Raw genomic sequence first — 14,211 nt, 5'->3', positions numbered from 1 at the left:
CCCAAAATGGCGGCGCTGACACGGCGCCAGTATCTTGCCGGCCTCGCCGCGACCGGCCTCGCTTTGCCGGGCGGCACGGCACGCGCGGCACCTGCCCGCGTCGTCTGCCTGGAATGGACATCGGCCGAAATGGTGGTCTCGCTCGGCGTGTCGCCGCTCGCCGTCGGCGACACCAGGGGTTATGGCGACTGGGTCCAGGGCCCGGCGCTGCCGCAGGCCACCATCGACCTGGGATCGCGCAGCGAGCCCAATCTCGAACTGCTTCGGGAATTGCGGCCCGACCTGATCGTCGGCGCCTATGGCTATGGCTTGGACGAGAACAGCTTCACCAGATTGGCGCCGACCTTCAATGTGCCGTTCTACAGCGGCAAGGCTCCACCTTACGCGCAGGCGCAGCAGGTGACGCTGCAGCTTGGCGACATGCTTGGCCGTGGGACGGAAGCAGAAAACCTTGTCGGGCGCACCGAAGCCTCGATCGCCCAAGCGCGTGCCAGGCTGGAGCGGGCGGCGCAAAAACCGGTCTGCGTCGTCAGCATGTTCGACGATCGCCATGTCCGCGTCTACGGCGCCGGCAGCCTGCTGCAGGACGTCCTCGACCGGCTCGGCCTCGTCAATGCCTGGACTGGCGCCACCAATGAATGGGGTTTTTCGACGGTCGGCATCGAGGAACTGGTCGCCGTCGGCGAGGCGCAACTGATCTCGCTCGATCCGATCCCGCCGCACGTCAGGATCAGGATCGCCCGCAACTCGCTCTGGGCCAATCTGCCCTGCGTCCGGAACGGCCAGGTGCGGACCATTCCGCCGGTCTGGCCGTTCGGCGGTCTTACTGCCGCCGCGCGTTTCGCCGAATTCGTGGCAGCGGCATGATCGCTCAGGCAATGTCCCTGCCGCGACAGCGCGACGGCATCGGCGCGCTCATCCTGCTGGTGGCCGTGCCCGCGGGTCTGGCGCTGGTGCTGAGCGTCATCGATCTCATCCACCTTCTGCCGGCGCACCTGTGGTGGCAGGCGCTCACCGCCCCCGACACATCCGATCCAGTGCAGTTGCTGTATCGCTATGCTTTCCTGCCACGTGTCGCCGTCAGCGTGCTGGCCGGCGCGGCGCTCGGTCTCGCCGGTGTCGTCATGCAGCATGTGCTGCGCAACCCGCTGGCCGAGCCGACCACGATCGGCACCAATGCCGGAGCAAGCCTCGCTTTGGCGGCCGCCACCCTCTACGCACCATGGCTGCTGGAAGGCGGCCGTGAAGGGGTGGCGCTGGCTGGCGGCGCTCTCGCCACATCAGCCGTTTTCGCACTGGCGCGCGGGCGCAGCTTTTCGCCAGTGTCGATCATCATCGCCGGCCTCGTCGTCAGCCTCACTTTCGGTTCGGCCGGCGCGCTGCTGATGGCGCTCAACCGCGAATACACCGAGGAGCTGTTCATCTGGCAGAGCGGCTCGCTGGTGCAGAATGGCGATGCGGCCGTCGTTGCTCTGGCGCCGTGGCTGCTGGCCGGCATCTGCGCCGCGTTCCTGCTCTGGCGACCGCTACGCCTGCTCGATCTCAGCGACGACGGCGCGGCATCGCTCGGCACCCGCCCGGCCGTCATCCGCCTTGCCGGCATGGCTGTCGCCGTCTCGCTTGGCGCGTTGGTCGTCGCCGAGGTCGGCGTCATCGGGTTCGTGGCGCTCGCTGCCCCGGCGCTGGCGCGGCTGGCCGGAGCGCGCACGCTTGGCCGCCGCCTGGTCTGGTCGCCGCTGGTCGGCGGCGCCCTGCTCTGGCTCACCGACCGTCTGGTGCAGCATCTGCCGTTCGCCGGCGAAATCCCCGCCGGCACCGCGACCGCTTTGCTCGGCGCGCCGCTGCTGCTGTTCCTGTTGCCGCGAATGCGAACCACCCCCGAAAGGCAGGCCGATATGATGTCGTCCGTACGCCTGCCGACAAACGGCCTGCCGTTGATCGCCGGCCTGCTGGCGCTCATCCTCGCGGTTGTCGTCGCAATGGGCTTTGGCCGTGGCGCAGGCGGTTGGCACTGGATCGCATCCGAGGATTTGACCGAGCTGCTTGCCCTGCGCGCGCCTCGCGTCGTCGTCGCCCTGTCGGCGGGCGTCCTGCTCGCGGTCGCCGGCACGCTGATGCAGCGCATGACCGGCAACCCGATGGCAGCACCCGAAGTGCTCGGCATTTCCGGCGGCGCCTCTTTCGGCGTGCTGGCGCTGCTGTTGCTCAGCGACGGCTTCGACCGCGCGGCAATGCTCGGCGCCGCACTCGCGGGCGCCTTGCTGGCGCTGACGATCGTCGTGCTGGTCGGGCGGCGCAATGCACTGTCGCCGGCGCGGCTGCTGCTTGCCGGCGTCGCCGTGGCGACGGTCGCGTCGGCCTTCGCCGCGCTGCTTCTGGCCAGCGGCGATCCGCGCACGGGCTTCCTGCTCGCCTGGCTATCGGGATCGACCTATCGCGCAACGCCCAATGATGCCTTCACTGCCGCTGCGGTCGCGGTCGCCGTCCTCGCGCTGGCGCCGCTGACGGCGCGCTGGCTCGATATAGTGCCGCTCGGCGAAACTGCCGCGCGTGGCCTTGGCCTGCGGCTTGGACGGGTTCGCGCCATTCTGCTGGCACTTACCGCGCTGGCCACCGCAACCGCGACATTGGTCATCGGCCCGCTGAGCTTCGTCGGCCTGATGGCGCCGCATCTCGCGCGCATGCTCGGCTTCCGCCGTGCCGTGCCGCAGCTTCTGGCCTCGGCCATGACAGGCGGGCTGATCCTCGTTGCCGCCGACTGGGCAGGCCGGACGCTGATCTTTCCCTGGCAGGTGCCGGCCGGGCTCATCGCCGCCTTCGTCGGCGGCCCCTATTTCATGGCGCTGATGTGGAAAGGCAGGCAATGAAGTCGGCCCTGGCATATTGCCGACCCTGCCCTGCCGATTGTAAGCAGCGCCCATCGATGGCGGCCGGTGCCCTCGCCGCGTCCATCAAGACAGCTTGCGGTTCACCTCGATGATCAGACGTTTCCTGTCCTATTACGCGCCCTGGAAGGGGCTGTTCGCGCTCGACTTCTCCTGCGCGGTGCTGGCCGGCCTGCTCGAACTCGGCTTTCCCATGGCGGTCCGCACCTTCGTCGACCAGCTCCTGCCACGGCAGGACTGGACGCTGATCATCATCGCCTCGGCCGGGCTGCTGGTAATCTATCTGCTCAACACGGTGCTGATGGCGGTCGTCACCTATTGGGGCCACATGCTTGGCATCAACATCGAGACCGAGATGCGGCGCAAGAGCTTCGATCATCTGCAGAAACTGTCGTTCCGCTTCTACGACAACCACAAGACCGGCCATCTCGTCGGTCGCGTCACCAAGGATCTCGAGGAGATCGGCGAGATCGCGCATCATGGCCCCGAGGACCTGTTCATCGCCATCATGACGTTCGCCGGCGCCTTCGTGCTGATGTTCACGGTCAACATGCATCTGGCGCTGATCACGGCGGTGATCGTGCCTCTGATCGCCTGGGTGACGATGCGCTACGGCGACCGCATGGAGCGCAACTGGCAGGCGCTCTACCGGCGTGTCGGCGATTTCAACGTCCGCATCGAGGAGAATGTCGGCGGCATGCGCGTCGTCCAGGCCTTCGCCAACGAGGAGCATGAGCGCACGCTGTTCGCGCATGACAACCAGCGCTACCGCCAGACCAAGCTCGACGCCTACCGCATCATGTCGGCCAGCAATTCGCTGAACTACATGGGCATAAGGCTGATCCAGCTCGTGGTCATGATTGCCGGCAGCTACCTCGTCATCACGGGAGGCCTGAGCAATGGCGGCTTCGTCGGCTTCCTGCTTTTGGTCGGCGTCTTCGTGCGGCCGATCGAGAAGATCAATTCGGTGATCGAGACCTATCCAAAAGGCATTGCCGGCTTCCGCCGCTACACAGAGTTGCTCGACACCGAACCCGACATCGCCGACCGGGCCGGTGCCGTTACCGCCAGCGGCCTCAAGGGCGACATCAAATATCGCGGTGTGAGCTTCGGCTATGGCGACGGCAAGCCGGTGCTCAGGGATATCGATCTCACCATCCGCGCCGGCGAAACCATCGCCTTCGTCGGGCCGTCAGGTGCCGGCAAGACCACCATATGCTCGCTGCTGCCGCGGTTCTACGAAGTCAGCGCCGGGCGGATCAGCATCGACGGCATCGATATCAGGGACATGACGCTCGCTTCGCTGCGCGGCCAGATCGGCATCGTCCAGCAGGATGTCTTCCTGTTCGGCGGCTCGATCCGCGAAAACATTGCCTATGGCCGTCTCGGCGCCTCCGACGACGCCATCGCCGATGCCGCGCGGCGGGCGCAGCTCGACGGCATGATATCAGGCCTGCCGGCCGGTTACGACACGATCATCGGCGAGCGCGGCGTAAAACTGTCCGGCGGCCAGAAGCAGCGGCTGGCGATTGCCCGTATGTTCTTGAAGAACCCGCCGATCCTGATCCTCGACGAGGCGACGTCGGCGCTCGACACCGAGACCGAGCGCGAAATCCAGAAATCGCTGGCCGAACTTGCCGAAGGCCGAACCACGCTGGTCATCGCACACCGGCTGGCCACGATCCGCGGCGCCGACCGCATCGTCGTCGTCTCGGAGTCGGGCGTCGTCGAGCAGGGGTCGCACAGCGAACTGATCCGTGCCGGCGGCATCTATCGACGCCTGCACGACGCCCAGCATCTGGTGTCATCGCGTTGATCCACTATGGTAGCGGCCAAGCAGGGAGCCCCCGGATGATCAAGGCAACGCCCTTCGACTTTCCCTTTGACGGCAGGCTGGTGGCCGAAAACACCGCGCTGATCGTCATCGACCTGCAGCAGGATTTCCTGTCGACGACGGGCTACTTCGCCAGGCAGGGCTATGATCCGTCGCCTCTGAGAGCGATCCTGCCGACGGTGAGCCGGCTGATCGCGGCCGCGCGCAAGGCCGGCGTCAGGGTCATCCATACCAGGCAGGGCTATAGGGCCGACATGGCCGATATGACGCCTTACGAAAAATGGCGCCGCAAGCGCTCCGGTCTCGACGGCACCGATATCCTGCTGCGCTCGGGCACGGGGTTCCAGATCGTTCCGGAGATCGACGTGGCACCGCACGACATCATCGTCGACAAGACCTGCAACAGCGCCTTCATTTATACGGATTTCGAGCTTGTGCTCCGCGCGCAAGGCATCACGCATCTCATGTTTTCCGGATGCACGACGGATGTCTGCGTCCACACCACGCTGCGCGAAGCCTGCGACCGCAACTTTCAATGCCTGACGATTTCCGACGCCTGCGCCAGCGGCGACAAACAAGCCCACGAGGCCGCGCTTCATATGGTGACGGTCGAAGATGGCGTCTTCGGCGCGCTGGCGGATTCGGGCGCTGTCATTGAAGGCCTGTCGCGGCTTGGCGACAGGCCCGAGGCAACAAAAGGCTGAAGGACTTCAGCCCGTTGCGCGCGTCTCCAATCCTGCACGAGACGCATATGCTCCAGGCTGGAATGCCTCGTGTTCGCGACGCGCCAGCGAATTGCGCAGCAGGGCGATCGTTTCCCGGCCGAGCGTTGCGATCTCGCGTGGCGTGTCGACGCCGACAATCATGAATTCATCGATCCCGAGGGCTGCATAGGCAAGCAGCGACAGGGCGGCCTGGGCTGGCGGCCCGGCAACATCGACCGCCTTGTGGCCGGAGGCGGAAGCACCCTGGTGAATCCCGACCGGAAGCGCGAAGCGCAGCTTGCCGGCCCGGCCATGTTCGGCGGCGGAGCGGCGCACCCGCTCCATCAATTGCCGGATCTCGTCGATCGAGCCCGGCGCCAGTTCAAAGACATCGGCATGCCGGCCGGCCACCTTGAGCGCCGTTCCGGACTGCCCGCCCATGCGGATGACCAGGTCGGCGCCGTGCGGTCCCTTGCGCGGCACGTAGCCGCCCTTGATGCTGTAGAACGTTCCTTCGTGGTCGAAGGGCCGGTCGTTCGACCACAGCCGCTTCAGCAGCACCAGATATTCGTCTATTCGCTGCCAGATGACGGTGTGCCCGACCGGCCGTGTTTCGGCGTCGGCATCGCTCAGCGGCTCGCTGATCATTCTCAGCGCCAGGCGTCCGCCGCTTTGCCTGTCGATCGACGCCAGTTGGCGGGCCGCCACAGTCGGTTCGACCACGCCCGCCCAATGGGTGAGCACGACTTCCAGCGACGAGGTGCGATCGAGCACCTGGGCCGCAAGATCCATGTTGGTCAGCAGTCCGGCCGAATCGTCGACGACGATCTTGCGGAAGCCGCCGTCCTCGATCAGCCCGAGCTTGGTCGCGGTCTCGGCAAAGTCGTAGAAAAAAGGAACCGCGGCATCGGCGGTCTTGCCGGGAATATGCGTGAACTCGATCGGCATTGCCATGTCCTCCGTGGTGTCGGGCGCGCGAAAGCACGCCGAGGATTCGGTTCATTCAACTCCAATTGCCTGTAAGTGGTGGGGCAGCTAACCCCGGTCGATCTGACGACTCAGGGAATAAGACCCAGAACAACGGCCCCGGTGAACACGAACGCAAGGGCAAAGACGAGATAGGCGAAAGCCCCGGCATAGGCCGGGCGGAAGGTCTGGGCATTGGCCGCCCGCTGACCACTGCGATCCGTCTGGGCGTTCTGGATATAGGACATATCGACCTCCGTCTCGTCGGTTAATCTATAAAACTTGTAGACTTTGTCGATTGCTATTTTTCGGTCAAATCTAGAATAATTTTCTCTTAGGTGATGGGAAGTTGGTAGCCACTTGCTTACAGGGGCACTCGGGCGGCCGATCCGTATGGCGCGTCCGTTTTCGGGTCTGCGTCCGAATGGACCTATGACCTTGGCCTCGCGGCACTCAATTCGTGGATTGGCCGCCCGGCGCCGGCGCGGTAGCATCGCCCAACCAGCAAAGCGAAATCGTCACATAGGGGCAAAAAAAATGGGCACAAGACTGGCCGGCAAGGTCGCCATCATTTCGGGCGGCGCGACGGGAATGGGTGGAGCAGCCTCGGAGCTGTTCGCCGCCGAAGGCGCCAAGGTGGCGATCATCGACCGCAACGGCGAGGCGGCCGCCGCAACCGCAGCGACAATCAGGGCACGCGGCCATGTCGCCGAGCATTTTGTCGCCGACGTCTCCGACGAGGCACAGGTCGAAGCCGCCGTGAAGGGTGCTATCGAAAAACTCGGGCCCATCACCGTGCTGTTCAACCACGCCGGCACCATCGTGATAAAGCCCTTCCTGGAGACCACGGTGCAGGAATGGGATTGGCTGCATGCCGTCAATGTGCGCTCGATGTTCCTGATGACGCGCGCCGTTTTGCCCGGCATGATTGCGGCGGGCGGCGGCTCGATCGTCTGCACCTCGTCGATCTCGGCGGTGGCGGCTACTCCCAACGAAGTGCTCTATGACACCACCAAGGGCGCCTGCCACATGTTCGCCCGCGCCATCGCCGTCGAGTTCCGCGACCGCAACATCCGCTGCAACGCCGTCTGCCCGGGCTTCATCCGCACGCCGCACGGCCTGCGCGAGGTTGCCGACCTCGGCAGGCTCGGCGTCGATGTCTCGGACGCAGCGCTGGCCGCGCAGCAGGGCCGCATCGGCGAGCCGGAAGAGGTGGCGAGGGCGGCGCTTTACCTCGCCAGCGACGAGTCGAGCTTCGTCAACGGCACGCATCTGTTCGTCGACAACGGTTTTACCGCGATGTGAACAGCTACGCCGACAGCCGCCCGGCTGTCAGCGCTCTTCCCGTCTAAATGGCTTGAGCAGCGCCGACGGTGCCACCGCGTTGCGCGACATCACAGCCATGGCGACGATGGTGAAGATGAACGGCAGCATCAGGAACGCCTCGTAGGGGATGTGTCCGAGCCCGCTCGCCTGCATGCGCAGCTGCAAGGCATCGACGAAGGCGAACAGAAGTGCCGCACCCGCCGAGCGCCATGGATCCCAGCGACCGAAGACGACCAGCGCGATCGCCACCCAGCCGCGCCCGGAGACGACGCCGAAGGTGAAGGCGTTGAACTGCGCCATCGACAGGAAGGCGCCGGCCAGCCCCATCAGCGCGCCGCCGAGGACAACCGCCTGAAAGCGCGTGGCGATGACGCTGACACCGGCCGAATCGGCAGCACGCGGATTTTCACCGACCATGCGCACCGACAGGCCCCATGGCGTGCGGTAGAGTATGAAAGCGGCCAACGGAATGGCCAGGATCGCCATGTAGACCAGCGCGAACTGGTTGAACACCGCCGGCCCGAGCACCGGAATGTCGGACAGGATCGGGATCGGCAGCGTCTGAAAACCATTGATGTTGGGCGGCACAGACTGCTGGCCGAAGATCAGCCGGTAGAGGAAATAGGCAAGGCCCGACGAGAACAGCGTCACGCCGATGCCGCAGACATGCTGGCTGAGGCCGAGCACCACCGTGAACAACGCATGCAGCGCACCCATCAGCATGCCGGTCAGCACCGCCGCCAGCACGCCGAGCCACAGGCTGCCGCTGAGGCTGGCAGCGGTGAAGCCTGTCATCGCCGACAAAAGCATGATGCCTTCGATGCCGAGATTGAGCACGCCTGCCCGTTCCGAGAACATTTCGCCCAGCGTTGCAAAAGCCAGCGGCGTGGCGATGCGGATGATCGCGGCCAGAAAGCCGACCTGGAAGATCTGTTCGAACACCGCGCTCATCGGGCAACCCCGACGCGGCGGATGCGATAGGCGGTGAACAGCAGCGCCACCAGCATGGCGAGCAGTGCGGTGCCCTGGATGACATCGCTGAGGAAGGCCGGCACGCCGGTCGCCCGCGACATCGCCTCGGCGCCGGTCATCACGGCGGCAAGGAAGATCGCCGCCGGCACGACGCCAAGCGGGTTGAGCCGCGCCAGCATGGCAACGACGATGCCGGAATAGCCGTAGCCCGGCGAGATGTCGCTCATCACCTGGAAATGCACGCCGCCGACCTCGCCGACGCCGGCCAGTCCGGCCAGCGCGCCGGACAGCAGCGCTGTCGAGATCAGCACGCGCTCGACATGGATGCCGCCATATCTGGCCGCTTCCGGGTTTTCGCCGGTGACCCTTATCCTGAAGCCGAGCGTGGTGCGCACGATCAGGAACCAGATCAGCGGTGCCGCCAGCAGCGCCACGATAACGCCGAGATGCAGCCTTGTACCTTCGATCAGCACAGGGAAATTGGCCGAATCCTCTATCGGCGGCGAGATCGGATAGCCGCTGAAGGAGTCCTTCCACGGTCCTTCGATCAGCGCCATCAGCGCGTAGTAGATGACCGAATTGAGCAGCAGCGAACTGACGACATCGTCGACCTTGAATTTTACCCTGAGGGTCGCCGGCACCAGCGCGACCGCGGCCCCGGCCGCAGCGCCTGCGACCGCCATCAACACCATGGCGAGCGGTCCCGGCATCGGGATGGCGCCGACAAAGCAGCTGGCCACCGCGCCGGCCAGCAATTGACCCTCGGCGCCGATGTTCCAGAATTTTGCCCGGAAGGCGACCGCCACCGCCAGTCCGGTGAAGATCATCGGCGCGGCGCGCACCATCGTTTCGGTGATCGCATAGCTGTCGCCCAGCGAGGCCGTGAACATCACGCCATACGCATTGAGCACGCCGGCGCCGGCCAGCGCGATCAGGCCACTGCACAGGACAAGCGTAGCGCCGATAGCCAGCAGCGGCAAAGCGAGGTTGAACCAGGCCGGCGTAGAGGTGCGGACTTCCAGGCGAAACATCAGCTGTGCCCCTCCGCCCCGGTCATCATCAGGCCGAGCTGTGCGATCGTCGCATCGGCGCTGTCGAGCGTGCCGACAATGCGGCCCTCATACATCACCGCGATGCGATCGCAGAGCACCAGCAGCTCTTCCAGATCTTCGCCGATGACGATGATGCCGCAGCCCTTGGCCCGCATGTCGAGGAACTTTTCGTGGATGAAACGCGCCGCGCCGATATCGAGCCCGCGCGTCGGTTGCGAGACGATCAGAACCTTCGGGTCGAAGGCCAGTTCGCGTGCCAAGAGCGCCTTCTGCAGATTGCCGCCGGACAGCGCCCCGGCGCGGGTCATCGGCCCAGGGCACCTTATATCATAGGCCTTGATCTGCTCTTCCGCGAAGGCGCGGATCGCATCCGGCTTGAGCAGGCCCTTGCTGCTGAACGCGGCGGTGCCGATGCGCGGCAACACCATCGAATCCGCGAGCGGCAGGTTGGTAACCAGCCCCGTCGTCATACGGTCTTCCGGGATGCGGCCAAGACCGAGCGCCTGCACTTCGCGCGGCGAAAAGCGTGAGACTTTCTGGCCGGCGATCGTCATCCGGCCGGCGTCAGGTACGCGCACGCCGGAGATGACCTCCGCCAGCGCGCGCTGGCCATTGCCCGACACGCCGGCAATGCCGAGGATTTCGCCTGCACGCACGGCAAGCGACACGTCGCGCAGCGCCGTACCCGAATGACGCGAGGTGGAAATGCCGTCGAGGGTCAGCACCGCAGCACCGGGCGTCGACTGTCCCCGCGCCGGCGGCACGATCTCATGGCCGCACATCAGTTGCGCCATTGCGGACGATGTCGTGTTGGCGGGATCGTCGACGCGGCCGGCGACGCGCCCATGCCGCAGCACTGTGCAGCGATGCGTCAGTGCCCGCACCTCGTTGAGCTTGTGCGAGATGAAGATGATGCCGAGCCCTTGCGCCGCCATCGACCGCAACGCCGAAAACAGCCCGTCGACCTCGCTCGGCGCCAGCACCGCCGTCGGCTCGTCGAGGATCAAGAGCCTGGCGCCGCGAAACAGTGCCTTGACGATTTCGAGCCGCTGCTGCTCGCCGACCGACAGCGCCGAGACCGGAAGATCGGGATCAAGCGTCAGCCCATGCTGGCGGCCGATCTCGGCCAGCCGCGCCAGCCCGCCGGCGCGGTCGATCCGCCCTGTCTTGCCGGGAATGCCTATCAGCAGGTTCTCCAGCACCGTCAGCCTTGGCGCCAGATGAAAATGCTGGTGCACCATGCCGATGCCGGCGGCTAGCGCATCGGCGGAACTTGTGATCCGCACCGGCCTGCCCTGGATGAGAATCTCGCCGGCGTCGGGCGCATAGGCGCCGAACAGCACATTCATCAGCGTCGTCTTGCCGGCGCCGTTCTCGCCCAGCAACCCGAGGATTTCGCCCGGCGCGACGCTGAGATCAACGGCCTCGTTCGCCTTGACGGCGCCGAAGCTCTTGGTGATGCCGCGCATTTCGATGAGGGGGGCGGACAAGGGGGCTCCTGAACGGACGGGCTTTGCGATTCAGCTTTGATTGAGAGGAATACGCTGCACCCCCCTCTGGCCTGCCGGCCATCTCCCCCTCAAGGGGGAGATTGGATGTCATATCGGCTTTCGCCAATTTTCTTGAAAGAACAGCGCGTCGCCGAAACTGCTAATCTCCCTCCTTGAGGGGGAGATGTCCGGCAGGACAGAGGGGGGCGCCTAGCGCCAGCCCCTCAAACCAGAACTCAATCCGAAACCGGCGTGTTCTCGTCCACGTCGACGCGGAAATTGCCTTCGAGGATCTCGGCTTTCTTCTTTTCGACCAGCTCCTTCACATCAGCCGGCAGCGTCTTGTCGAACTTGTGGTAAGGCGCCAGATGCGAGCCGCCCTTGGCCATGCGCGAGAAGTCGCCATAGTCCTGCGCGGTGAAGACGCCGGCCTTGACCAGCTTGATCGCCTGTTCGACCGTCGGATACATGTCCCAGACCGGGCCGGTGATGACCGTATCCGGGCCGAGACTCGACTGGTCGGACATGTTGGAGATGGCAAGGATCTTCTTGTCGACCGCCGCTTCGATGACACCGAAGCGCTCGGCATAGATGACGTCGACACCGGCGTCGATCTGCGCGACCGCCGCTTCCTTGGCCTTGGGCGGATCGAAGAAAGAGCCGATGAAGGCGACCTTCTTCTTGATGTTCGGGTTGACCTCCTTGGCACCGGCGAAGAAGGCGTTGACCAGCCGGTTCACTTCCGGAATGCCCATCGCCGCGACAGCGCCGATCGTGCCCGACTTCGACATCTTGCCGGCGATCATGCCGGAGAGATAGGCGGGCTCGTGGATCCAGTTGTCGAACACGCCGAAATTCGGTTCCGCCGGCCCGGCACCCGAGCCGAACAGCCAGGCGGTCTTCGGGAACTGCTTGGCGGTGCGGCGCGACTCACGCTCGGCGGCGAAGGCATCACCCAGCACCAGCTGGTAGCCGCCTTGCGCGTATTCGCGCATGACGCGGCTGAAATCGGCGGTCTGCACCTTCTCCGACCATTTGTATTCGATGCCGAGTTCCTTCTCGGCCTTCTGCAGGGCGACATGGATCTGGTTGTCCCATGGCTCCTCGATCGGCGTAGCGAAGATCGCCGCCACCTTCAGTTTCTTGTCCTTGCCGAAGGCAGCGCCCGGCAGCATTGCCGCAGCCAGGCCAAGCGCGCCCAACTCCAGCACATTGCGTCGCGAAAGCCCTTCGCGTGCGGATTGAAATCTGTTCTTTCGGTTTTCCATTGTATTCCCCTCTGTTCGACAGCCGTGTCGAGCCGGCTGTTCTAAAAATCAGACGAGGAACTATGGAACGGGTCCGGACTTTTGTCCACGTGGTCAAATTTGACCGCACCGGATTCTCGAAGTTAGCCGGAGAGACTTGCCGATCAGACCCGTTCCAGCGCGATCGCGATGCCCTGGCCGACGCCGATGCACATGGTGGCAAGCGCATACCGGCCGCCGCGCTCGCGAAGCTCCAGCGCCGCCGTGCCGGATATGCGGGCGCCCGACATGCCCAGGGGATGGCCGAGCGCGATGGCGCCGCCATTCGGGTTGACGTGTTCGGCGTCCTCGGCAATGCCGAGCTGGCGCAGCACGGCGATGCCTTGCGAGGCAAAGGCTTCGTTGAGCTCGATGACGTCGAACTGTTTTGGCGTCAGGCCAAGCCGCGCGCAGAGTTTTTGCGTCGCCGGCACCGGGCCGATGCCCATGATGCGCGGCGCCACACCTGCGGCGGCTCCGCCGACGATGCGGGCGATCGGCGTCAGCCCATACTTTTTCACCGCCGCCTCGGAGGCAACGATCAGCACCGCCGCGCCGTCATTGACGCCGGAGGCGTTGCCGGCCGTCACCGTGCCGCCCTGCCGGAACGGCGTCGGCAGCTTGGCTAGCGCCTCGACCGTTGAGCCTGCGCGGGGGTGTTCATCCTTGCTGACAATGAGCGCATCGCCCTTGCGCTGCAGGATGGTCACTGGGGTGATCTCCTTCGCCAATCTTCCATTGGCTTGTGCGGCGACGGCCTTGTTCTGGCTGCGCACTGCGAAGGCGTCCTGGTCGGCCCGCGACACCGAAAAATCCTCGGCGACGTTCTCGCCGGTTTCCGGCATGGAATCGACGCCATACTGCTTCTTCATCAGCGGGTTGACGAAGCGCCAGCCGATGGTGGTGTCGTAAATCTCGGCATTGCGCGAGAACGCCGTGTCGGCCTTGGGCATGACGAAGGGTGCCCGGCTCATCGATTCGACGCCGCCCGCGATCATCAGCTCCGCCTCGCCGGCCTTGATGGCTCGGGCGGCAATGGTCAGCGCATCCATGCCGGAGCCGCACAGGCGATTGACGGTCGAGCCCGGGACCTCCTTTGGCAGCCCTGCCAGCAGCAGCGCCATGCGCGCTACGTTGCGATTGTCCTCGCCGGCCTGGTTGGCGCAGCCATAGACGACATCGTCGATCGCCTGCCAGTCGATGCCGGCATTGCGCTCAACCAGTGCCCTCAGCGGGATGGCGCCTAGATCGTCCGATCGTACCGAAGACAGCGAACCGCCGAAGCGGCCGATCGGCGTGCGGATGTAGTCGCAGATGTAGGCCTCGGCCATGTCATGCAGCCTTTGCTTTTCCGGTTCCCTCATGCGCCGCCTTGGTGCGGGCCTGCAGGTCGCGCAATGTCTTCAATTCGAGTTCGCTTGGCGCCGGTGTTTCGTCAAGCGCCTCCGCGAACTTTACCACCCAGCCACAGCTCTCCTGCACCTGCTGGCGCGTGACGCCCGGATGCAGCGACACGACGGTGAATTCCTTGGTCACCGGATCCGGCTTCCAGATGGCGAGATCGGTGATCAGCAAGGTCGGACCTGATGTGTCGATGCCAAGCCGCTTGCGATGGTCGCCACCCTCGCCATGGCCGAAGGAGGTGAAGAAGTCGATCTTCTCGACCATGCCGCGCGTGGTCTGCGCCATTGTGATG

The 14,211-nt window shown here is 65.1% G+C and carries 13 protein-coding genes; 5 read left to right on the top strand and 8 right to left on the bottom strand.

The genetic code is table 11. The features are described 5' to 3' along the window. The first annotated feature begins 6 nt into the window (after nt 1-6). The 4 genes from EN955_RS12580 (at nt 7) to EN955_RS12565 (ending at nt 5,423) form a co-directional block, all read left to right on the top strand. The gene (locus EN955_RS12580; RefSeq protein WP_024504728.1) at nt 7-867 is read left to right on the top strand and encodes an ABC transporter substrate-binding protein; all 861 of its coding nucleotides are present in this window, start codon (nt 7-9) and stop codon (nt 865-867) included. Further along, a complete protein-coding gene (fhuB, locus tag EN955_RS12575) occupies nt 864-2,867 on the top strand; it encodes a Fe(3+)-hydroxamate ABC transporter permease FhuB (RefSeq protein WP_024504729.1) in 2,004 nt (667 codons plus the stop codon). Before EN955_RS12580 ends, fhuB begins: the two co-directional genes overlap by 4 nt. Nucleotides 2,868-2,976: 109 nt before the next feature. Next, nucleotides 2,977-4,701, top strand: a complete 1,725-nt coding sequence (locus EN955_RS12570) for an ABC transporter ATP-binding protein (RefSeq protein WP_024504730.1) — start codon at nt 2,977-2,979, stop codon at nt 4,699-4,701. 35 nt (nt 4,702-4,736) lie between these two features. After that, the gene (locus EN955_RS12565) at nt 4,737-5,423 is read left to right on the top strand and encodes an isochorismatase family cysteine hydrolase (RefSeq protein WP_013528962.1); all 687 of its coding nucleotides are present in this window, start codon (nt 4,737-4,739) and stop codon (nt 5,421-5,423) included. 6 nt (nt 5,424-5,429) lie between these two features. On the opposite strand, the gene EN955_RS12560 is transcribed toward EN955_RS12565, so the two are convergent. Together EN955_RS12560 and EN955_RS12555 are read right to left on the bottom strand one after the other, a co-directional pair. Continuing rightward, the gene (locus EN955_RS12560; protein ID WP_013528961.1) at nt 5,430-6,371 is read right to left on the bottom strand and encodes an LLM class flavin-dependent oxidoreductase; all 942 of its coding nucleotides are present in this window, start codon (nt 6,369-6,371) and stop codon (nt 5,430-5,432) included. Nucleotides 6,372-6,481: 110 nt separating this feature from the next. After that, a complete protein-coding gene (locus EN955_RS12555) occupies nt 6,482-6,637 on the bottom strand; it encodes a hypothetical protein (protein ID WP_013528960.1) in 156 nt (51 codons plus the stop codon). Nucleotides 6,638-6,926: 289 nt separating this feature from the next. Here EN955_RS12555 and EN955_RS12550 point away from each other — a divergent pair, with 289 nt between their 5' ends. Then, a complete protein-coding gene (locus tag EN955_RS12550; RefSeq protein ID WP_024504731.1) occupies nt 6,927-7,694 on the top strand; it encodes an SDR family oxidoreductase in 768 nt (255 codons plus the stop codon). A gap of 27 nt (nt 7,695-7,721) precedes the next feature. Here EN955_RS12550 and EN955_RS12545 read toward each other — a convergent pair whose 3' ends face one another. The 6 genes from EN955_RS12545 to EN955_RS12520 all read right to left on the bottom strand — a co-directional run. Beyond that, nucleotides 7,722-8,666: an ABC transporter permease gene (locus EN955_RS12545; protein ID WP_013528958.1), complete on the bottom strand. Its 945-nt coding sequence runs from the start codon at nt 8,664-8,666 to the stop codon at nt 7,722-7,724. Then, the gene (locus tag EN955_RS12540) at nt 8,663-9,718 is read right to left on the bottom strand and encodes an ABC transporter permease (protein WP_024504732.1); all 1,056 of its coding nucleotides are present in this window, start codon (nt 9,716-9,718) and stop codon (nt 8,663-8,665) included. The genes EN955_RS12545 and EN955_RS12540 overlap by 4 nt, the downstream gene beginning before the upstream one ends. Continuing rightward, nucleotides 9,718-11,229 (bottom strand): ABC transporter ATP-binding protein, encoded by a 1,512-nt coding sequence (locus tag EN955_RS12535; protein ID WP_024504733.1) that lies wholly within the window; start codon nt 11,227-11,229, stop codon nt 9,718-9,720. The genes EN955_RS12540 and EN955_RS12535 overlap by 1 nt, the downstream gene beginning before the upstream one ends. A 236-nt stretch (nt 11,230-11,465) precedes the next feature. Next, entirely contained in the window at nt 11,466-12,497 is a 1,032-nt protein-coding gene (locus tag EN955_RS12530) for a BMP family protein (protein ID WP_013528955.1), read from the bottom strand. Between the two features lie 143 nt (nt 12,498-12,640). Further along, nucleotides 12,641-13,846 carry a 3-oxoadipyl-CoA thiolase gene (pcaF, locus tag EN955_RS12525; protein ID WP_024504734.1) on the bottom strand — a complete coding sequence of 402 codons (1,206 nt, stop codon included), beginning with the start codon at nt 13,844-13,846 and terminating at the stop codon, nt 12,641-12,643. Between the two features lies 1 nt (nt 13,847). Then, a partial coding sequence (locus EN955_RS12520; RefSeq protein WP_281034481.1) for a CoA-transferase occupies nt 13,848-14,211 on the bottom strand: 364 nt, incomplete at its 5' end.

Origin of the sequence: Mesorhizobium sp. M7A.F.Ca.CA.001.04.2.1, from assembly GCF_003998485.1 — a bacterium.
In the GTDB taxonomy this organism is placed as follows: Bacteria; Pseudomonadota; Alphaproteobacteria; order Rhizobiales; family Rhizobiaceae; genus Mesorhizobium; species Mesorhizobium ciceri.
Note: the sequence above shows the minus strand (reverse complement) of the source record. Positions and strands in the feature narration are given on the sequence as shown.